This window comes from Nonlabens sp. (genome assembly GCF_039941875.1).
GTDB lineage: Bacteria > Bacteroidota > Bacteroidia > Flavobacteriales > Flavobacteriaceae > Nonlabens.
On the sequence record NZ_JBDVDQ010000018.1, the window covers coordinates 1 to 23,315 of the forward strand.

Consider the following 23,315-nt stretch of genomic DNA (forward strand, 5'->3'; position numbering starts at 1 on the left):
TTGTAAACTACAGTTATCTGTTACCGTAGGTAGTGCATAGTTTACTACAGCACTGTCTGAACATGTAATTAAAACATCACTAGGACAAGTAACGACTGGAGCAGTAACATCTTCTATAATCACATTTTGTGTTTGTGTAGACGTGTTTCCATTACCGTCATCATAGGTCCAGGTTACTACTGTAGTTCCTTGAGTAGAAATAGGTAAAGTAGCATCATTTGTTACCGTTATTGTTCTTCCACAATTACTTGTAGCTGTAGGACTCGTTAGTGAAACTACCTCACATTCTGATGTTATATTAACCAATGTAGCTGCGTCAGGAACTGGATCACTACACATTTGTATATCGACATTAATTATTCCTAACGCCACATTTGAACCGCCTCCAATTCCTGTATTTCCTCCATCATTTGCCATGATACTTAAAGTCGATGCGTTATCTCCTATTAAGGCTGCTGGGCCAATGTATTGAACATTTGAAGTTATATTTAAATAACTATCAATATTATCATCACTACCTGTTAAGGTTAAAGTTGTTGTACCTGAACCGCTTATTGTAACACCACCTGATGACAAAGCTGATAATGTTCCTTGAGCTGCAGTGATTGTTAAAGTAACATTATTAGTTCCTGCATCTACATCTATAAAAGTAACAGCTGATAGATCTACATTACTAGCTGTATTTTCCAATACACTAATATCTGTTGGTAATCCAGAAATTGTAGGATCATCGTTAATTGCAGTTATAGAAATACCAAAATTTGCTCCAGTTGTACCTGAACCATTTGTGGAATCTGTGACTGTGTAATTTAAAAAACGAGTGTTTTGAGTATTACCGTTTGCAGGATCATCACCTGTATTTCTATACGTTATTGATCGTAGTGCTGTTTGCATTTGAGCGGGAGACCCTGAACCGACTAAAGTAAGTACCGCTGTAACTGAATTATAACTTATAGTATACGGGCCTGGAGTTGTTACTGCCAATTCATCTCCAATAAAAAATCCTGATATACTAACACTTGCTGAAGTAATAGGATGATTATTAGCGTCAACTACAGTTAAAGTACTATTAGCTATAGTAGCTGGATCTCCTTCTGTATAATAGAAGGTACGTGTTACTAAAGTCACCTCTGGATCTTGATCTCCTAAAATTATAGAGGACTGTACATCGCCAGTTAAGGAGTCAAAACCATCAGCTCCACAACCTCCCGCAGGAGTAGCATCTGTCCAGGTTCCTAATGTTAAATCTGGAGGGTTAGGTAAAGATGCACTAGTATTGTATTGGATCAAATTCTCTCCATTAAAAAAGGTGGCATCCGCACCATCGTCTGCAACAAGTTCCCATCTATTATTTGGAATACTCCATGAAATCTGGAGCTCGCAAAAGCCCAATGGGCAAGATTGAATAGCTGCTGGAGGTAAAGGTGTTGTTTGATATATATTTCTTCCTGTAGCGTCTGTTCCTACATTATTAAATATAAAATCTTGATCCCCAAATAGAACATCACACCCATTAAGAGTGATCTGTCCATAAGTAAATGAGCCAGTAAGAAATATCAAACTGACCCATAAGGTGTTATAAAAATTTCTCATGACTAACTTCTTGATGGGAAAATTCCTTGTAAACAAATGATGTAATGCATACCTATAGAAGGTTGTTTGATACTAACTGACTGACCTCCACCAGTGTACCCTATCATACCTGCATGCATAGGAGTAGGAGTTCCAGTCCCATATTCATTATCAAAAACACCTGAATTTGCAGGATAAGCTCCTGAAGGAACATTAGTAGTTCCTACTTCTGACACACCATTTACCGTATGATTATGTGATGGTAAATTTGCTGTTGTTAAAGTCACAGTTTCAGTACCTGTTCTTTGCCCCCATTGCACAGTAGATAATCCTGGACCAGTTCCAACTCCTTCTGGTACTCTACCTCGTAGATCTGGCAAACCAAAAGTGGTACGCCCATTCCCACCATAAGTAGTTCCTATAATACTGAATAAAGCTGTATTTGAACCAATATCCAAAAGTTGTCCCTCACATAGCGCCCATCCTCTAGGAGCAAAATTCCCAGCAAACATTTTCACTTCACCTATGAAGCCATCTTGTGCACTCGCATTATAAACGCTTCCTAAAAGCATGAATAATAAAATAAAAGTAGTTTTTTTCATAATAGTAATTTCAGGTTATATTTTTAAGGTTTGAGATGCTAAAAATACACTTGAAAAACGCCTGCTATGACCTGTTATCAGGGCGATGACTTAAAATTACGTACTTACACCCATAGCCTAATGGGTATAAATACCCAAATACAGCTCAAATCACATAAATTAGGATGTCATTCGTCTAAAATACTAAATGGGCTCAGCGCTTAAAACTTAAATTAAACTATCTAATTCTAGTAAATAGTGAGAAAAATTAAGAGATAGAGTCAGTTCAATGAATTATCCATAACAAAAAAGCTTCTTCTTAATTCACGATGAATTAAAAAGAAGCTTAGTACCAATAGATATGAATTCTTATTGAATTTTACATTTGCTCAGGAACTTCTATTCCCATAAGATGACAAGCGCTTTTTACAACAGCTGCTGTCTTATAACATAATAACAAACGGAATTGCTTCAAGTCTGCATTTTTTTCTTCTACTATTTTTGGTACGTTTTGATAGAAAGAATTGAATTCTTTTACTAACTCGTACACATAGTTTGCAATTAAAGCTGGACTGTATTTATCTGCCGCAGTTTGAATCATGTTAGGATATTGCTGTAATGACATAATCACTGCGGTATCCTTATCTGTCAACTCTAAATTTGTGGCAGTCATTAATTTATTAGAATCAAATCCTGTCTTCTTTAATATCGACTGAATACGTGCATGGGTATATTGAATAAAAGGACCTGTGTTCCCTTGAAAATCTACTGATTCTGCTGGGTCGAACATCATGTTTTTCTTAGGATCTACTTTCAGCATAAAGTATTTTAAAGCCCCTAAGCCTATCATATTATAAAGACGTTCTTTCTCATCTTCAGAAAGACCTTCTAATTTCCCTTGTTCTTGCGCTATGGTTTTGGCAGTTGAATTCATTTCTTCCATCAATTCGTCAGCATCTACCACAGTACCTTCACGAGATTTCATTTTTCCAGAAGGAAGCTCTACCATACCATAACTCAAGTGGTATAAGTTCTCTGCCCAATCAAAACCTAGTTTCTTAAGTATTAAGAAAAGTACTTTAAAGTGATAATCTTGTTCATTACCTACCGTATAAACCATAGAGTTAATGTTGTGATCTTTTACTCTCTGTATAGCTGTTCCTATATCTTGCGTCATGTAAACGGCAGTTCCATCACTACGTAGAACTATTTTTCTATCTAACCCATCTTCTGTAAGATCTATCCATACAGAACCATCAGGATCTTTTTCAAAAACACCTTTATCAAGACCTTCTTGTACAACATCCTTACCTAGTAAATACGTATTACTTTCATAATACAAACTATCAAAGTTTACTCCTAGATTTCTATAGGTAGTTTCAAAACCGTCATAAACCCAGCTGTTCATCTTTTCCCATAGTGCAACTACCTCAGCATCGCCCTGCTCCCATTTTTGAAGCATTTCTTGAGCAGCTAGAATAGATGGAGCTTCTTTCTTTGCTTCTTCTTCGGTTTTACCTTGAGCTATAAGAGTTGCTATTTCCTTCTTATATTCTTGGTCAAACTTCACATAGTAGTTACCTACTAATTTATCTCCTTTTAAACCTGTAGATTCTGGAGTCTCGCCTTCTCCATATTGCTCCCATGCTAGCATAGATTTACAAATATGAATACCTCGATCGTTTATAATTTGTGTCTTGTTTACTGTGCGTCCAGTGGCCTCAATAATATTTGCTACCGAAAAACCTAGTAAGTTATTTCTAACATGCCCTAAGTGAAGCGGTTTATTTGTGTTAGGAGAACTGTATTCTACCATAACACCAGGTTGCGTCGTATCTTGATCTTTTATACCATAATTCTTATCACTCAGAATACGATTAAAGTCTTCTAAGAATGCGGTTGCAGCAACTGTTATGTTTAAGAAACCTTTAATGACTTCTATATCGGTAACTAAATCGGTATTCTCTTTAAGATATTCTCCTATTTGCTGACCTATCGCTGCTGGATTACCTTTAATATGACGTAACATAGGAAATACCATGATGGTAAAGTCTCCGTTTTGATCCTTTCGCGTAAGCGTAATTTCCACATTTTCTAATTCTATAGAAAAAATAGATTTTACAGCTTCTTTTGATGCGTTTTCCAGTTGTTGAAACAGTGTCATAATAAAAATTTAAGCCCGCAAAGATAAGGATTATGAAAGGCTTAGGGAATTACTACTACTAAGAAAGTAACTTTACGATATGCTACATAATGTCTCTTACAATAATCCTAAAATAGAACGCGCCATTTCTAATGAAGTTGGCACTATTCTAACATTAAAAGAAAGGTGGAAATTAAAAGGATCTGGATCTCCCAAGCTTTTTATAACCGCATGCAGCATACAGATTCACAACCTATTAGTGCTGGATAACAACATCAATTCTTGCAATGTTGAATTAAGGAAAAATGGTGTAATTGTAAGATTTAGATCTTTACTAGAAACCTATGCCCTTCCTATTCCTTATTATAAACTGGTTATTTATAAAGGAAAAGCACAAGAGTACAGCATACATAGAGACAACTACTTTATTAAAGTAAAAGCAGATCATAAAAAGATTCATAAGTTTTTTGAAAAGCTCGCTCAATTAAAATCTGACCAAGGTTTTGAGTACATAGATGATTTATAATCTGCGTCTTTATAAGAGAAAAATGTAACGTATTAGATGAAGGAGACACTAACTCTTTAAATAATAAATTTCAATCACATGATTCTCAGTTTAAAGAATGTTTCTAAAACATATAGCAACGGTGTAAAAGCGCTAGATAATGTAACGATAGATATTAACGCTGGTATGTTCGGTTTACTAGGTCCTAACGGTGCTGGTAAATCTTCTTTAATGAGAACTATTGCTACTTTACAGTCTCCTGACTCTGGTAGTATACATCTAGAAGGATTGGATATTTTAAATAACAAGATCGAATTCAGAAAGAACTTAGGCTACTTACCACAAGAATTTGGTGTGTATCCTAAAATGAGTGCTCATGATTTGCTGCATTATTTTGCTAATTTAAAAGGAATCACCAATAAAACGGAACGCAAAGCCATAGTAGAAAAAGCTCTTGAGGTGACTAATCTTACTGATGTCCAAGATAAACATGTGGCTGGTTATTCAGGTGGTATGAAACAGCGTTTTGGTATCGCTCAATTATTATTAAATAACCCAAAACTTATAATAGTAGATGAACCTACTGCCGGGCTGGACCCTGCAGAGCGTCATCGCTTTTTAAATGTTCTTAGAGAAATAGGGACCAATCATATCGTTATATTTTCTACACACATAGTAGATGACGTAAAAGAATTATGTACCGACATGGCTATTCTTAACGGCGGTAAGATACTTGCACAAAGTACACCTAAACAAATGGTGGCAAGCCTACAAGATAAAGTATGGACTACTACGGTAAATCGTGAGGCTATAGAAAAAATGCAAAAAGATTACAAAGTCATTTCTTCTAGTTATAATGAAGACAACATGCTTACTGTACGTGTTTATGGAGATGTTAGTCCTGGTGCCGCTTTCGCGAAAGCGAATCCAACACTAGAAGACGTTTACTTTACCACACTAAGTAGTGACAAATTTACTACCCAACCAGAAATAGTTTAATTATGTTCTCTACCATATTTATTCACGAGATAAAAACGTGGTTTAAGAAACCGCTTTTTTATGTATTTGCTGCAATCTTTTTAATTTTAGGTATGCTGGTAATGGCTGAGCCAGCAGGTTTTTTTGACGGTGATAATGCAACTACTACGAGCAATTCATTTATAAACAGTCCATTTGAGATCTTAAAATCTATTTCTCTTATATCTATTTTTTGTTATTTGATGATTCCCACATTTGTAGGTAGCACCATTTATCGAGATTTCAAGAATAACATGCACAACGTGCTTTACTCTTACCCTATAAAAAAATGGGAATACTTACTGGCTAAATATTGTGCCGGTATTTCTATCTACCTAATCCTTATTTTTCTAATAGTCGTGGGGTTAATGATAGGTGGTTATCTACCGGGAACAAATCCAGAACTTCTCGGCCCTTTTCATCTATGGAATTATGTACAGCCGTTTCTCATAGTTGTAGTTCCTAACGTGATTTTTTATAGCGCTATAGTCTTTGCTATTATCGTTTTTACTCGCAATATGAATGTGGGTTTCATGTCTATTCTTACCTTAATTATTGTGCAATTAATAGTGACCTCATTTGTAGATCAAGTAGAAGATCCATTCTGGCTCGCTCTTGCAGATCCACTAGGAATAGTAGCCACTGATCAGACTACAAAGTACTGGACACCTATAGAACAGAGCTATCTCATGTTACCATTTAAAGATATGATTTTATGGAACAGAGTCTTGTGGGCTGGTGTTTCTCTTCTTATCCTAGGTATCGTTATTGCCAGATTTAACTTTGCTCAAAACGCAGTGACTTTATTTAAATCTAAAAAATCAAAAAAAATAACGAAGGAAAACACAAGCGGAATAAGCAAAATAATCTTGCCTACTGTCTCCACAGATTTCTCCTTAAAAGGGCAGCTTTCTACCTTATGGCATCTTATTAAAAGCGATACTAAATACATTATTTATGGATGGCCGTTTATCATTATTTCTTTTCTAACAATAGTGTTAACCTTTGTAATGATGTTTAATAGCGGTCTTATTTTCAGCACACCATTACTACCTAAAACATGGGTTATGCTAGGCATACCATCTGGTTATGTGTTGTTATTTTCTTTTTTATTAATCTTCTTGTATTCAGGGTTTTTAATAGATCGTTCTAACTCTGCTCACATTAAACAAATAGTAGATGTGACACCTACTAAGAGCTGGCTGTTTCTAGTTTCTAATATAGCAGCGTTGTTTCTCATGTTAGGCGTTTTACAGTTTATACTTATAATTTGTGGTATAGCAACACAATCCTTTTTATCATTTCATGATTATCAGATAGACCTCTATTTGTTTCAGGCGTTTTTCCTTAACATCTGGAAATACATCCCATGGATTTTAATGTCGCTGTTAGTACATACATTAATTAAAAACAAATGGTTAGGACTTGCTGTATTAGTAATCCTAGGTGTTGCCATACCTATAGTAACTGGAGCAATAGGAATAGACCAAGCCATTTTTGACTTTAATTCTGTACAAGAACCTAGCCCATCAGATTTTAACGGTTATGGAGATGCGCTTGCACCCTATTATACCTATCGTGTGTATTGGATTCTATTCGGCATCGTGTTACTTTGTGTTGCTTTATTGTTCTATAGACGTGGTATGAGCACAGATGTTGCTGGTCGTATCGCTTTCGCGAAAGCGAGATTATCAAAATCAATTATAACCATTGCATCCATTTCTTTATTGGGGTTTATAGGTTTAGGTGGTTACATCTGGAAAATAAACAACTATGACAATGAGCGTCTTACCGGTAAAGAACAAGAAGAGCGTCGTGTGAATTATGAAAAAGATTTAGGACAATATTTAAACATTGCACAACCTAGACTGGTTGCTGTAAATACGTTTATGGACATTTTTCCTGAGACAAAGGATTTTAAAGCTGGTGCTACCTATACATTGATTAATCAGACTATGGTTGCGATAGACACTCTTCATGTAAATGTAACAGATTACCCTGTAGAATTTACACTAGACAGAGCTACTGAAGTGGTCTATGATAACGAAGATTATCAATATAGAATGTATCAATTCAATGAAGCACTGCAACCTGGTGACACGCTTATCATGAAATTTACCATGCATAATGAAGAAAATAGATTTATGGATAATAAATCTCCTATTGCTAGTAATGGTACTTTTTTAAATAACAGCATGTATCCATCTATAGGTTATAATGATGCCTATGAATTGCGCAATGTAAAATTAAGAGAGAAGTATGACCTACTTCCTAAGGATAGGCTACCTGCAGCAACTAGTCCTGGCGCAACTGATAATAATTATATAGGTGGTAATAGTGACTGGATAGATTTTGAAGCTACAGTAAGTACCTCTCCAGATCAGATAGCGATCGCACCGGGATATTTAATTAAAGAATGGGAAGAAAATGGACAGAAGTATTTTCATTATAAAATGGACTCTAAGATGCTTAATTTCTATTCGTTTTTGAGCGGTAGATATGACGTAAAAAAAGAAGTTCACAATGGAGTGAATCTAGAAATATATCACCATCCAGATCATACTTATAACCTAGATCGCATGATGAAGGGTTTAAAAGAAGGACTGGATTATTATAATGAGAATTTCACACCATACCAGCACAGACAGGCGCGCATTATTGAATTCCCTAAAGGATATGGAAGTTTTGCACAAGCGTTTGCAAACACGATTCCTTTTAGTGAAGGTGTAGGTTTTATAGCCGATGTTGATGATACAGACAAGGATGCAGTAGATTATCCACTAGCTATTACAGCGCATGAACTGGCACACCAATGGTGGGCGCACCAAGTAATAGGTGCAAATGCAAAAGGTGCTACTCTTCTTTCTGAAAGTATGTCTGAGTACAGCTGTCTTAAAGTATTAGAAAAGGTCTATGGTAAAAATCAAATGCGCAAATTTCTTAAAGATGCACTGGATGGTTATCTATCTGGTCGTACTGGAGAGTCTATTAAAGAAAATCCTTTAATGTATAATGAAAACCAACAATATATACATTATCAAAAAGGTTCTCTAGTATTATATGCCATGAGTGATTACATAGGTGAAAAGAAGTTTAATGGAGTCATTAAACGATTTGCTGAAAAGCATCAGTTCAAAAGCGCCCCATACCCTACTGCTATAGAATTTGTAGATGACGTTAAATCAGTCACTCCAGATTCATTACAGTATGTCATAAAAGATATGTTTGAAACCATTACTCTCTATGATAATGAAGTTACCGACGCCACCTACACAAAGATCAATGAAGATGAATATCTCGTGAACATAAAAAGTCTGGTAAGTAAATACAGGTCTGATAAAAGAGGCGAGAAATCTTATGCTTCAGTTACTGGTGACAGTCTTAGCTTTACTCCAAAAGGTAAAAAGAAAGCCATTTCTTCCCTACCACTTGCCGACTATATAGAAATAGGAATATTTGGAGAAGAAAATGAAGAAACTGGTGAAGAAGAAGTGCTGTTTTTAAAGAAACTAAAATTTACTGACATTGAAAATAATCAATCTATACTCGTTACTAAGAAACCTGTAGAAGTAGGTATCGACCCTTATAACAAACTAATAGATAGAGGTACTAATGATAACCGTAAAAAAGTAACCGAATCTGACGGTAAGAAAAAAGAAGAGTAAAATACTTTGATCATAGTCTTAAAACGCCATCCTCACCAGATGGCGTTTTTTGTTTTAACAAACTATTGCTGTAGGTAAATACCTAGTGTAGTATCTTTAAGACATGAAAGTATTACTTACAGGTGCAAACGGTTATATAGGAGTCCGTTTATTATATGAACTTCTTAAAGCAGATCATAAGGTGGTTTGTGCTGTGCGCAATGCCGCGAGACTATCTGTGCCGCAGGAGATACGAGATCAAATCGAAATTATAGAAGTAGATTTTCTAGAAGTAGATCTTAATGACGAGTTGCCTAAAGATATCGACGCTGCTTATTACTTGATCCATTCCATGACATCGAGCACAGAAGATTTTGATCAATTAGAAGCGCAAAGTGCTCAAAGCTTTGTAAAACTAATAAGAAATACAGAATGTAAACAGGTTATTTATCTCTCTGGAATAGTAAATGAGGATAAATTGAGTAAGCATTTGCTTTCGCGAAAGCGAGTTGAAGACATACTTTATACAGGAGATTACAACCTCACGGTATTAAGAGCTGGAATAATTGTGGGCAGTGGTAGTTCTTCTTTTGAAATAGTACGCGACCTGTGTGAAAAGTTACCTTTAATGATCACTCCTAAATGGGTGAATACTAAAACCCATCCCATCGCTATACGTAATGTAATGAGTTTTTTGATAGGTGTTTTGGGCAGAGAAGATTGTTATCGTCAAAGTTTTGACATAGGTGGTAAAAGCGTTTTAACCTACAAGGAAATGATGCAAGGTTATGCTAAAAACAGAAACTTAAAACTAGCTATAATTACAGTGCCTGTGATGACGCCTAAGTTGAGTAGTTACTGGTTGTACTTTGTAACTAGCACGAGTTATAAACTTGCTCAAAATCTAGTAAACAGCATGGCCATAGAAGTAATCGCTTCTAAGAATGATCTTGCTCAACGATTAGGCATAGAATTATACGATTATCAAGAGGCGCTTACTATGGCTTTTGCAAAAATTGAGCAGAATCAAGTAGTAAGCAGCTGGAAAGATTCTATGGTGAGCGGTAGATTTAAATATAATCTCAATAAATATAAACAGGTCCCAAGTTATGGATGTCTGAAGGATGCTCAAAAACTAGCCACAAATGATCCTAAAGCAGCGTTAGAGAGAATATGGTCCATAGGCGGTAAAAACGGTTACTATTACGCAACATTTTTATGGAAAATAAGAGGTTATATGGATAAGCTTTTGGGTGGTGTAGGATTGCGACGTGGGCGTACCAACCCTACCACAATTTATCCTGGAGATGCTTTAGATTTTTGGCGTGTTCTTGTTGCAGATCGGGAAGGAAAAAGATTGTTACTCTTTGCTGAAATGCGTGTACCTGGAGAGGCATGGTTAGAGTTTGAGATAGATGACAATAACGTTGTACATCAAACAGCAACTTTTAGACCCAAGGGAATCTGGGGCAGATTGTACTGGTTTTCTATGTTACCTTTTCACTATTTTATTTTTGCTGGTATGTTGAGGCATATTGCTGGTGGGAAGTAGTACTAAAAATCCTCACGAGAGATAGATACATTTCTTTCTCTCGTGAGGATATTTATTTAAATAGAGGTTACCACTTTTTCTATAGGTAATCTAGATTTAGGATTTCGGTCTACTTGATTACTATCATCTTCATCGCGGTACCCAACGGCAACTGCCACTACAGAATGATAATCCTCATGCCCTAAAATTTCATTATATTTTACAGCATCGATACCTTCCATGGGTGTAGCATCTATTTTCATTTGAGCACAAGCGCTTAATAACACACCTATAGAAAGGTAAACTTGCTTATCAAACCACGCAGTTATATCTTTCTTTGGCAACGGCTTTAAAACATCTTTATAATACTCTACAGAGCCATCTGGTAATGAGTTTTCTATTTGTTCTTCAAAAAATTCTAAATTATCAACTCTATTAAAAACAACTAGAGTATCGCAATCTTTGATTTTATGTTCATTAAAGTAAGAAGCTTCAGCTAATTTATCTTTTAAATCGGCATCATTTACAAATGTAAAATTCCATGGTTGACTATTTATAGAAGAAGGTGATAACCTAAGAATCTCTTTCAATTCTTCCATTTTATCTACCGCTACTTTCTTTGAAGAATTATATCTCTTTGTGGAATACCTCCATTGCATCGATTCTAAAAAACTCATATATCAAATTTTAATATTATGTATTACGCTTATTTCTATAAATTTAAGCATTCTAATTATAGATACTATAAGTTTATAAATAAGCGCTACAACTTTAACAGTGGTTGTTAAAAAGACATCATTTAAAAGTTAAAAAGAGTTGAAAAGCTTTATCTAAAAAATGAAAACATCTATGCTTTAGGTAAAAAAACCTCAGCCATCATACATCTAACAGAGCCGCCACCTAGAGTTTCAATAGTAGAAATAGATGGATGTAAAATCTCGTTGTATGTTTCTAATTTTTCTATTTGCACAGCAGTTAACGAGTTATAAGCCTGATCACTCATGACTAGAATGCGCTCACCTTTATCATTATGTACTTGCATCATGTTACCAGCAAAGGCATTTACTTGTGCTTCGGTAATTTTTATAACTTCTTTACCATCTTCTTTAAGGTGATTAAGAACATTCTTAGCTTCTTTCTTATCATCTATAGAATCTAGGCATATTACAGCATAATCTTCTCCCAGAGCCATCATAACATTAGTATGATAAATAGATAGACGCTCATCTCCTACTGTTTGATAAGCTTTGAAAATGACAGGTGTGTATTCAAAGTCTTCACAAAACTCGATCATCATTTCTTCGTCTGCGCGAGCGGATAAACTACAGTATGCTTTACGATTTACACGATCTAATAATAAACTACCAGTTCCTTCTAGAAATATACCTTCGTCCTCAGCACTAGTATAATCTATAACGTTGTTGATTTGGAAACCTTCTGCCTCCATTAATTCCATAGCATCTGGTCTTCTTTCTCTACGTCTGTTCTCAGCAAACATAGGATATAGAGCTACATCTCCATTTTCATGGGTAGAAATCCAATTATTAGGAAATATAGAATCTGGAGTATCAAATTCTATGCGATCTTGTACAATCAGGACGTTGATGCCTTTATCTTGTAACGCTTTCGCGAAAGCGTCAAATTCATCCTGCGCTTTCTTATTTTGATCAATGATTTTAACACCTTCATCTTGGTAATAGTTGTTTACGGCAGTTTCTTCGTTTAAACGGAACTGTATCGGGCGTACCATGAAAATGGTATCAGTAATTTGTCTCATTAATCTCTAATTAAGGGTAAGGTAGAACATCTTAAAAGACCTTCTTGTTTTGATATTTCAGCATATGGTACTTCTTCTACGGTAATACCGTGACTGCGCAACCATGTATTTAATCTTGTAAAGTTTTTTTCTGACACTACTACGTCAGGAGCAATAGAAAAAATATTTGAATTCATGTAATACATCTCTTCTTGAGAGATTTCAAAACAATTTTCTGATCCAAAGAAGTCTATTAAATACTGGTATTCTTCTTCTTGTAAAAATCCATTTTTATGTATAATACATTTACCATCACCTACCGGCTGGAAACAACAATCTAAGTGTAATGCGTTATTGTATGGATCGAGATTATCTTTTCTTAAATTAAAAGAGACTACTTTCTTATTAGGAAAGGTTTCTTTTAACCATTCTACACCTTGAACATTAGTACGGGCTATGATATAATCGGCATAGTCATCACCACGATAGGTCCCTACAAAAATATGATCGTTGTGCAACATCACATCTCCACCTTCTATATGAACCTCTTCTGGAGGTCTTACTACGTTCTCAGGATTAATTTGGTCTATCACGTATTGTATAGCCTCTATTTCTTCTTCACGATCTGGAAGAATATTTGCCTTAATAAAAACATTATCAATTACAAAACCTATATCACGAGTGAAGATCTGATTACAGTCTTCTATTTGCTCAGGTCTAAAAACCTTTACATCATATTTCTCAAACACAGCAGCAACCGCTTCCATCTCTATTACCATATCCTCATTTTTAGGATAGGTACCTGCTATAATGTATTCTCTAGACTTAGGGTCATAAGCATCTACTAGATCTGGCACTGGACCATTGCTCCTAGCTGTACCTAAAATTACCGACCTTAACCTTGAGGTCTCGTTATTAACATGAAGATTAATTTTTTCCATAATGCGAATTTAATAATTACCACTAGTCTTTTCTACTAATATCACAATGCTTTTATCAACGCTTTATAATCATTTAAAGATCAACTTATAAACTTCATAAAATTAAAAAACTCCCAAAAGTATTTACTTTTGGGAGTTTTAAATATCTAACTTTAAAGAAATTATCTGTCAGATGCTTCTTTAAAAGATCTTAAGTTTTCACCTGTATAAACCTGACGTGGTCTACCTATAGGTTCTTTATTTTCTCTCATTTCTTTCCATTGTGCGATCCATCCTGGAAGACGTCCTAATGCAAACATTACTGTAAACATCTCTACAGGAATTCCCATAGCACGGTAAATAATACCAGAATAGAAATCTACGTTAGGATATAATTTACGATCTACGAAGTAAGGATCATTAAGGGCTTCTTGTTCTAGACCTTTGGCGATGTCTAAGATAGGATCTTCTACACCTAATGCCTCAAGAACTTCGTCTGCAGCTACTTTTATGATCTTAGCACGAGGATCAAAGTTTTTATAAACTCTATGTCCGAATCCCATTAAACGGAATGGATCATTCTTATCCTTAGCCTTAGCCATGTACTTTTTAGTATCACCACCATCTTCTTTTATTGCTTCTAGCATTTCAAGAACTGCCTGGTTAGCACCACCGTGAAGTGGACCCCAAAGCGCAGATATACCAGCACTTAAACTAGCAAAAAGACCTGCATGAGAAGAACCTACGATACGTACTGTACTTGTAGAACAGTTTTGCTCATGGTCTGCATGAAGGATTAATAATTTATCTAGTGCGTTAGAAACAATAGGATCTACTTTATATTCAGAATTAGGTTTCTTAAACATCATTTTAAGGATGTTATCTACATAACCTAAACTATCATCACCATAATCAAGTGGCTGTCCTGTACGTTTTCTTAATGCCCATGCTACTAGAACTGGGAATTTACCCATAATATTCACAATAGCTTTGTACATATCTTCTTCACTATCTACATTTACTGAAGATGGATTAAATGCGATAAGTGCACTTGTTAAAGAAGAAAGTACTCCCATAGGGTGAGCCGTTTTAGGAAAACCGTCTAAGATTTTCTTTACGTCTTCATCTACATGAGATTGAGCTTTGATGTCACTATGAAACTTCTCTAATTGAGTAGTTGTAGGTAACTCACCAAAGATTAATAAATAGGCAACTTCAAGGAAATCAGCTTTATCTGCAAGGTCTTCTATAGAGTAACCTCTATATCTAAGAATTCCTTCTTCACCGTTTAAGAATGTTATTGCACTAGTACAACTACCAGTATTTTTATAACCTGGGTCAATAGTGGTAAGTCCACCTGTTGCACCTCTTAGTGTTTTAATATCTATTGCCTTTTCATCTTCTGAGCCAGTAATAACAGGAAACTCGTATTTCTTGCCTTCAAACTCTAATATCGCCTTGTCTGCCATTTTTATTTTTGGATTTTCTGTCTACGAAAATACGTCACAACCTTTAATTTTCATACTATATAGAAGTGAAGTTTAATTATTTAATAAATATTTAATCTTTAATACATCTATTTAGGTCGATAACTTAGAATATTCTACGAATAAGCACAGTTTTAACTTGAATTCCGCTTTCGCGAAAGCGAAACTAAAACCATCTTAAAAACAAAACGACGACCTAAAAAGGCCGCCGTAAAGCAATTTGTAGTCCCAAAAACTAACAAAAAATTATTTCACTATAAGCTGTATAGCAGCAGCATCTTCATCTGTTTCTACTTTTAAAATATACATACCTGCGCTTAACACGGTAGATGGTTTTATAGTTTGAGAACCATCAAACTGATTTGTATGCGTGTAAATTCTTTGCCCTAAGGTATTGTACAAGGTCATGGTCACTTCTTTACCAGTTAAATAAGTGCTGTTTACTTGAAAAGAATTCCCAACAACTGGATTAGGAAAAACCTCTAGATCGTTTTCTAATAACGACTGCTCTAGCGAAAGTATCGCGGCACCATATTCTATCTTAAACCTGTTGTTACTACTGCTACCTGTTGCATTTACATTAAAATTAATAACGTTAATACCGTTTTGTAAAACTGTGCGCGTTCCTATTTCATTATCCACTAGAGTCGCTGTTACACCACTGTTTAAATTGAGATCTAATTCCATCACGTAGTTATTTAATCTATAATTAGAAATATGTAGTGATGTTACGTCTCCTGCCTGTGGATGTGGTGTTTTTTCTACACTAAGAATATCAAGTCCGTTTGATATAGCAAGAGTTTCATCTAAGTTGTTAAACTTTAATGCATCATTATTATCTAATTGATCGTTATATGAATTATTAAAACGCATCACTGCCTGATCTAGAATGGTCATGGTAGCTGCATCCTTTAATCCAATAATTATCTCATTATCTAAATCATAAACTCCGAAAACTTGAGTCAGCGGCTGGTTAACTGCTTTTTGAGATTCTTTAAATGTTAATGTACTCACACCGCTAGTTGAAACAAACAGAGACTGTCCTGGTTGTAAGAACTTATTTGCGGTACTAGACATAGGTATAGCATCACCATTTACCGTTCCTAAATCTACAGTGGCATAACCGCCACGTACATTTAAATTAGGATCCCATACATAAACAAAGTTTGCATTCACGCCACTAGTTGCTGCATCTAATAAAACGCTTTTAAAGTCTACTACTGCCTGATATGGGTTTGCTATCATCGCAAATTCTCCATTACTAGTTGCATAAGATGCCGCATAATCTCCTGTATGTAAAACTCCACTAGATCTTAATGTCGTGTTAGAAGGCGTCGCAGCGTTATTTGTTAAATCTGTATTACGATCACCTCTTACTAGCATTCTCATAGGAGTTCCTATAACTAATTGCTCTATGTTAGTGTTAGGCACTGCGCTCCATAAATAATTATCATTATCAAATGTGAATAAAGAATTAGCTCCTGTAGAGGTAACGTCAAAACCATTTGCAGCGTTAGCTCCTGTAATATGCGTACCTAGCCCTGTTACAACATTTCCATTCTCTTGCCAGTTTTCTCTTATACTAGCGGTAGAATTAACTGAAGAACTTAAAAATCTAAAAGCTCGTTTTGCTGGTATGTAACGCTCCACTTTTACACTACCGTTAATAGTTGCCAGACTTGCGTCATCTAATTGTCCAGTTGTTGCAGCATTACTCTTAAAAATAATATTGTTATTGGCATTTATAACAGACCCCTGAGGTTTTAAGACATTGTAAATATTTGTAACCGCATCAAAACTTACCCCAACTGTGTTGTTAACCTCTAGAGTATCTAGGTCCAAAGATCCAGGACCGCTTACTGTCTGACTAACTATTCCATTTATTTCTAGAACACCATCTGTTGCATCTACTAGACCTTCTACAGTCAAGTTGCCTTTTACAGCAAGTGTTGCATTAATATCTAGAGTACTCATAGCACCTATAACATCCATATTATTAATTATAGAATTAACAGCGATAGGAGCTACTCCACTTAATACTTGAGCATTTAAATCTCCTGTTTCTGCATGAGGAGCAAATGGAGACCATGCACCTGCGTCATATGTAAGTGTAGGATCTTCTATATTAATAGTAAACACATCACCTAATAAAACAGTATCTGAATTACCTAAAACTGTATATCCAAATGAGTCTTCATTCACCAACTCGGTAGAGTCATGTAAATATTGAATATTACTATTATTTAAATCTCCTTGAGTAAATGTATCACCTACATTAAGATCTACACCGTTTAATTGAATCTGTCCATAATCTACATCGTTAGTTACTACGTAGACTAAGTTTGCATTAGTGAACCCTGTTTGAACTGATCTTAATAATGTATTATCAATGATGCTAGTTGCATTAAAAGCAGTTGTTAATCCTAAGTTTCGATTATTATCGATATCATTTACATATTGTAATCTACCACAAACAGTAACAGAAAACTCATTAAATGTTCCACCAGTACCACTAACCCTATCAGTAGCAAGTAACGTCCATTCTCCAAGAGCACTGGCATTATTAAATCTTGTAAATGCCTGTCCTGGCCTTTGATTACCAGTTAAAGCACCTGTGTAACCAGGACTACAACCGAAAGTTTGAGTACCTTGGTCACTTACCGTAAGATCAAAATTTACACCTGCGGCACATTCCCGATTGTACACCTCTGCAAATCTACCTGTCGGAGCGCTTAATTGCATTTTAATGTGACCTGTATCTCCATGAGTAGCTCTCATATAAAAGCTCAGATTAGTCACTTGAATATCATCAGTAACGATTACTTTGGCAGCAACTGCATTTACACTAGTATTCCATACGTTTTGGTTTGATGTATTTTGAGCCGTATTCTCATAAGTCTCGTTATCATAGGTAATACAAACATCTTGCGCTGTTTGAAAAGAGCTTATTGAAGTCACTGAACCTACAACACAATCACTAGAAGGCGTTACTTTCCAGTAATAGATTTTACCTGCCTCCAATACAGTTGGTTGATATGAATTAACAAAAGACACCATCCCTGATTCTACCATAGTGGAAAAGTTAGGGCTTTCTGATATTTCAACAAAATAATTAGAAGCACTTGCTAGATCTTCCCATTCCAATAATGGATTTGCCACTTGATTTCCTGCACCATTTACCGGTACTGTTTGAAGAACATCTCCTATATCATTATCAAATAATTTAAAGGTAAAATCTTTAACTATAGTTGTTGTAGAAGATTGCGCCTCTACAATGAAATCATACTGATTTGCATCTACCGTAGATGTTCCTGAAATTACAACATCTACTGTAGCATCTACAGTAGTTGTGCTAGGGCTAAAACTTGCTATTAATCCTGCTGGTAAACCTACCGCGCTAAATGTAACCGTTTCATTAAAACCTGGCGCAGCATTATACTGAAAAGAAGTTGTACCGTTAGTAGGTTGACAAGATGAAAAATCATTTGTGTTAGTTGTTAATTCAAATGTCCCTTCTTTGATTTTAAAATTCCCATTATTTACATTGTAAAAGTAATTCCCTACAGCCTCAACCATAATTCTAGCAGTAGTCGTTTTTGATCCGCTAGGTATTGTAACAGTTATTGAACCGGTATTACTTACATTACTTGCTAACATGAAAGGATAGGTATATCCACCATCTAATGATAATTTTACATTTACTTGCTCCGCTAATAGAGGCTGGTTAGTATTTGCAACGTCCCATGTTACCGTTCTTACTTCTCCTTCATGCCATATATCTGTTTCCACAGGATCGTTTACGACAAAAGGTCCTGCAGCTGTGTTAGGTTTCACAACAACTTCTGCCTGATCTGTCTGACCACCATTAATATTATTATCATAAATAGTAGATACAAATGTCATTTCTCTTGTTGCAGTAGAAAGTGTCTCCCATATATCATCAACTCCATTCAATACTTCTTCTTGATTAGGGAAATATCTTGTAGGATTGGTAGTAGCAAACTTTGACCTAAACATAGGCCCTTTAGTACTAGAACTTACAGGTGGCTGAGTAGCGCCAGTATTAGCAGCGGCGCCAGTATCTAGCTGATCCCAACGGTACGTATAAATTTCTCCAGTATCAGGAGCTTGTGAAGAAATCGCTGTTAACTTAAATGGAGTACCTATGGGCATGAATTTCTCTGCTAAATCTTGCGCATTTGGAGCTGTAGGATTATTAGATGCTAAGGATACCTGACTATCACAAGTATCTGACGCAATATTGGTATGCATTTGTTGCAAACTTATTGCATGAAAATAGGCATCAGAATTATCTTGAACATTAGGAGCACAAATCCCAGCATATCCCATGATAGTAGAAGCACTTCCAGTTTCATAAGGCTGAGACGAAGGACTTAGTCCAAAACAGCCATTATAAAAAGTATGACTTGCACCAAATTGATGCCCTAGCTCATGTGCAACATAATCAATATCAAAAGGATCAAACTCTGGAGTAACTATTCCGGTTACACCACTAGCTTTAGAACTTGTTCTACCACCACATCGTATAGCACTCGCTAGACCACCACCACCGGTTGAGAACACATGACCTACATCATACAAAGCCGCACCAGCAGATCTAGCTGTATTATTTGCTCCACCACCAAAAACTTCATTTATATTATTAGTATTAACACTTATTTGCTGGCTAGGACTATAATTATCATAAGGATCATTATTAGGGTCAGTGTAGATAATACTTCCATTATTGCCTACCAGCGAAAATCTAATAGACATTTCTTTTTCAAAAATAGAATTTACTCTTGTTATGGTAGTAACTATTCCAGCAATCGCATCATCCACTGGACCACCATTACCTGCATCTCCATCATCATGATAAGCAGTATATTCAGCAGTTGCTGCTACTGCTAATCTATAGGTTCTAAATGTTCTATCTCTAAACGCCTTAATATGCACATCTGCGTGAGATTTACTTAAAAGATCTAAATTATCTTCCACTACATCGCACGCAAAATTATCGTCACTAGCACGGTTAAGATCTTTTCTATTATAGATCATAATAGATTCTGGAGACACTTTAGAATATGGATCCATATAAATAATCTTCTCTCCAGTTATTAAACCATGAAAACCTTTAGGTGTTATGGTAAAATATATTTTATTTAGAAGGTTTGTTTTACTCTGCCCTACATAAGACTGAATCTGTGGATATTGAGCATGGAGCTCTTTAGAAACAGCACCAGAGGTGTAAACGCTAAATGTTTCAAACTGATTATTACCTAATGGAAAGTCTACTTCTATAGCTGTTCCTCCATCAAATCTATCGACTGCTCCATCTAACCTTGTAGATAATTCATCTATATCAATATCAAAGATGTCAAATTTATTAGGCTGTATCGGTCTTAAATCTTTGGATATTTTACCTACTATAGACATATCTGGACTTCTCCAAATGGTTTGTGAATAAATAGAAAATGGTAATAGAATTAAAAATGCAAAAAATAGAATTCTGTTCATTTGTTGTAAATTTTTGGGATAACAAATAAACAACAGTTCGTCTAACTATTTGTTGTTTCGTCTATAATAAACGCTTTTAAATGGCTTTTAATGTATTTAATCGATTTTAAAAATCAATGAGATGAACATATATCAATAAAAAAGCCACCTATCTTCTAGGTGGCTTGTGTTTTTACCGCTTTCGCGAAAGCGGAATACTATCTATTATATTAAAACTGAAATGCTTTTCTACCTGGGTAATAAGCAGCATCACCTAACTCTTCTTCTATACGAATAAGTTGGTTATACTTTGCCATACGGTCTGATCGTGATGCAGATCCTGTTTTAATCTGTCCTGTAGATAACGCCACAGCAAGGTCTGCGATAGTATTATCTTCAGTCTCTCCACTACGGTGAGACATAACAGATGTGTATCCAGCTTTGTGAGCCATAGTTACGGCTGCAATAGTTTCAGTAAGCGTACCGATCTGATTTACTTTAATTAAAATAGAATTGGCAATCTCATTTTCAATACCTCTGGAAAGTCTTTCTACATTGGTAACAAATAAATCATCACCTACGAGTTGTACTTTGTGGCCAGCTTTTTCTGTTAAAAACTTCCAACCATCCCAATCGTTTTCATCCATTCCGTCTTCTATAGAGATAATAGGATATTTATCTGCCAGATCAGAAAGGTAAGTTGCTTGTTCTTCTGAAGTTCTAATAACTCCAGTATCACCTTCAAACTTAGTGTAGTCATATCTCCCATCTACAAAAAACTCAGCAGCTGCACAGTCAAGAGCTATCATCACTTGTGTACCTGGTTCATAGCCTGCATTTTTGATAGCTAATAATATAGTATCTAAAGCATCTTCTGTTCCGTCTAATGTAGGTGCAAAACCACCTTCATCTCCCACTGCAGTACTTAATCCTCTATCGTGAAGAACTTTCTTTAAATGGTGAAAGATTTCAGTACCCATTTGAAGAGCATGAGAAAAACTCTCTGCTTCCACAGGCATTACCATAAATTCTTGAAAAGCAATAGGGGCATCACTATGGGATCCTCCATTAATAATATTCATCATAGGCACTGGAAGAGTGCTTGCACTCATACCTCCTATATATTTATATAAAGGCTGGTTAAGCTCACTAGCAGCAGCTTTTGCACAAGCTAATGAAACACCTAAAATAGCATTTGCACCTAAACTAGCTTTGTTAGGCGTACCATCTAATTGTATCATTAATTGATCGATATAGGCTTGTTCGAAAACCGAAGTTCCCAAAAGCTCTTCTGCTATTATGGTATTTACATTATTCACAGCTTTACTTACACCTTTACCCATGAAGGCTTTACCACCGTCACGTAACTCTACAGCTTCATGCTCACCGGTAGAAGCTCCAGATGGAACCGCTGCTCTACCCATAATACCGTTAGATGTAACTACATCTACCTCCACAGTAGGATTACCTCTTGAATCAAAGATTTGTCTTGCGTGAACTTCTATAATTGTACTCATATTGTTACTTCTTTTGTTGAATTAATAAGATTAATAAATTGGTCAAATAAATAAGTAGCATCATTTGGACCAGGGCCAGCTTCTGGATGATATTGTACTGAAAAACATGGCTTACTATTATGTTTTATACCTGCAACTGTATTATCATTAAGATGATAATGTGTGATAGAAATATCTGAATTACTTTCAGTATCCTCTCTACTGATTGCAAACCCATGGTTTTGAGAGGTGATTTCCCCTTTACCAGTTTCAACGTTCATTACAGGATGATTAATACCACGATGCCCATTATGCATTTTAAAGGTAGAAATACCATTAGCTAAAGCAATAACTTGGTGACCTAAACATATTCCAAACAAAGGATTCTCAGCATTTAAAATATCTTTAGCAGTAAGGATAGCTTGCGTCAACGGTTCTGGATCACCAGGTCCATTTGATAAGAAATAACCATCCGGATTAAAAGACTTCATTTGCTCATAAGTAGAATCAAATGGAAAAACTTTAATATAAGCGCCACGACTTGCTAAGTTGCGTAAAATGTTCTTTTTAATACCTAAATCCAAAGCTGAAATTCTAATATTAGAATTTTTATCACCATAGAAATAAGGCTCTGTACAAGACACCTTAGAAGATAATTCTAACCCTTTCATAGAAGGTACAGCAGCTAGTTGCTTCTTAAGGTTGCTCAAATCATCAATTTCAGTAGAAATAATAGCGTTTTGCGCTCCATTATCTCTAATATATGAAACTAACGCACGAGTATCAACATCAGAGAGAATAACAAGTCCTTCTTTCTCTAGATAAGATAACAAATCACCTTGCGCAGCTGCTCTAGAAAATTCTTCAGAAAAATTTTTACAAATTAAACCTGCAATTTTCACCGAATCCGACTCTTCATCAACGTTAGTGACACCATAGTTACCTATATGTGCATTTGTAGTAACCATGATCTGGCCAAAATAAGAAGGATCTGTAAAGATCTCTTGATAACCAGTTGTACCAGTGTTAAAACAAATTTCTCCGGTGGATGTTCCACCCTTACCTACTGCCTTACCGTGAAAAATGGTTCCATCTTCCAACAATATAATGGCGTCTTTTTTCTCTAAATATCCCATAATCAGTTTATATTCAAAAATAATCTAAAAA

At 35.5% G+C, this 23,315-nt stretch carries 13 protein-coding genes and 1 pseudogene; 4 read left to right on the forward strand and 10 right to left on the reverse strand.

Annotated features, from left to right (window positions below; genetic code table 11):
• The 3 genes and pseudogenes from ABJF08_RS11160 to argS all read right to left on the reverse strand — a co-directional run.
• Positions 1-1,593: pseudogene (locus ABJF08_RS11160) on the reverse strand (hypothetical protein); the annotation flags it as partial.
• 2 nt (positions 1,594-1,595) lie between these two features.
• A complete protein-coding gene (locus tag ABJF08_RS11165; protein ID WP_348116319.1) occupies positions 1,596-2,174 on the reverse strand; it encodes a tail fiber protein in 579 nt (192 codons plus the stop codon).
• 358 nt (positions 2,175-2,532) lie between these two features.
• Positions 2,533-4,317 (reverse strand): arginine--tRNA ligase, encoded by a 1,785-nt coding sequence (gene argS / locus ABJF08_RS11170; protein ID WP_348116321.1) that lies wholly within the window; start codon positions 4,315-4,317, stop codon positions 2,533-2,535.
• A gap of 79 nt (positions 4,318-4,396) precedes the next feature.
• On the opposite strand from argS, the gene ABJF08_RS11175 reads away from it, so the two are divergent.
• The 4 genes from ABJF08_RS11175 (at position 4,397) to ABJF08_RS11190 (ending at position 11,014) form a co-directional block, all read left to right on the forward strand.
• Positions 4,397-4,822 carry a hypothetical protein gene (locus ABJF08_RS11175; RefSeq protein ID WP_348116323.1) on the forward strand — a complete coding sequence of 142 codons (426 nt, stop codon included), beginning with the start codon at positions 4,397-4,399 and terminating at the stop codon, positions 4,820-4,822.
• A gap of 78 nt (positions 4,823-4,900) precedes the next feature.
• The gene (locus ABJF08_RS11180; RefSeq protein WP_348116324.1) at positions 4,901-5,800 is read left to right on the forward strand and encodes an ABC transporter ATP-binding protein; all 900 of its coding nucleotides are present in this window, start codon (positions 4,901-4,903) and stop codon (positions 5,798-5,800) included.
• A gap of 2 nt (positions 5,801-5,802) precedes the next feature.
• Complete coding sequence (locus ABJF08_RS11185) at positions 5,803-9,483, forward strand: M1 family aminopeptidase (protein ID WP_348116325.1); 3,681 nt, start codon at positions 5,803-5,805, stop codon at positions 9,481-9,483.
• Between the two features lie 103 nt (positions 9,484-9,586).
• Positions 9,587-11,014, forward strand: a complete 1,428-nt coding sequence (locus tag ABJF08_RS11190; protein ID WP_348116326.1) for an SDR family oxidoreductase — start codon at positions 9,587-9,589, stop codon at positions 11,012-11,014.
• Positions 11,015-11,070: 56 nt separating this feature from the next.
• Here the strand turns inward: ABJF08_RS11190 and ABJF08_RS11195 are convergent, their stop codons facing one another.
• The 7 genes from ABJF08_RS11195 to carA all read right to left on the reverse strand — a co-directional run bounded on the left by ABJF08_RS11195 (position 11,071) and on the right by carA (position 23,284).
• Complete coding sequence (locus ABJF08_RS11195; protein ID WP_348116327.1) at positions 11,071-11,670, reverse strand: nitroreductase family protein; 600 nt, start codon at positions 11,668-11,670, stop codon at positions 11,071-11,073.
• A gap of 170 nt (positions 11,671-11,840) precedes the next feature.
• A complete protein-coding gene (locus ABJF08_RS11200; protein WP_348116328.1) occupies positions 11,841-12,770 on the reverse strand; it encodes an arginine deiminase-related protein in 930 nt (309 codons plus the stop codon).
• Positions 12,770-13,690, reverse strand: a complete 921-nt coding sequence (locus tag ABJF08_RS11205) for an arginine deiminase family protein (protein ID WP_348116329.1) — start codon at positions 13,688-13,690, stop codon at positions 12,770-12,772. Before ABJF08_RS11205 ends, ABJF08_RS11200 begins: the two co-directional genes overlap by 1 nt.
• Positions 13,691-13,851: 161 nt before the next feature.
• Positions 13,852-15,138, reverse strand: a complete 1,287-nt coding sequence (locus tag ABJF08_RS11210) for a citrate synthase (RefSeq protein ID WP_104515635.1) — start codon at positions 15,136-15,138, stop codon at positions 13,852-13,854.
• A 264-nt stretch (positions 15,139-15,402) separates the two neighbouring features.
• Entirely contained in the window at positions 15,403-20,673 is a 5,271-nt protein-coding gene (locus ABJF08_RS11215; protein ID WP_348116330.1) for a reprolysin-like metallopeptidase, read from the reverse strand.
• Positions 20,674-20,882: 209 nt separating this feature from the next.
• On the reverse strand, positions 20,883-22,169 hold the full coding sequence (eno, locus tag ABJF08_RS11220; protein ID WP_348116331.1) for a phosphopyruvate hydratase: 1,287 nt from the start codon (positions 22,167-22,169) through the stop codon (positions 20,883-20,885).
• Entirely contained in the window at positions 22,166-23,284 is a 1,119-nt protein-coding gene (gene carA, locus ABJF08_RS11225) for a glutamine-hydrolyzing carbamoyl-phosphate synthase small subunit (RefSeq protein ID WP_348116332.1), read from the reverse strand. Before carA ends, eno begins: the two co-directional genes overlap by 4 nt.
• Positions 23,285-23,315 lie beyond the last annotated feature (31 nt).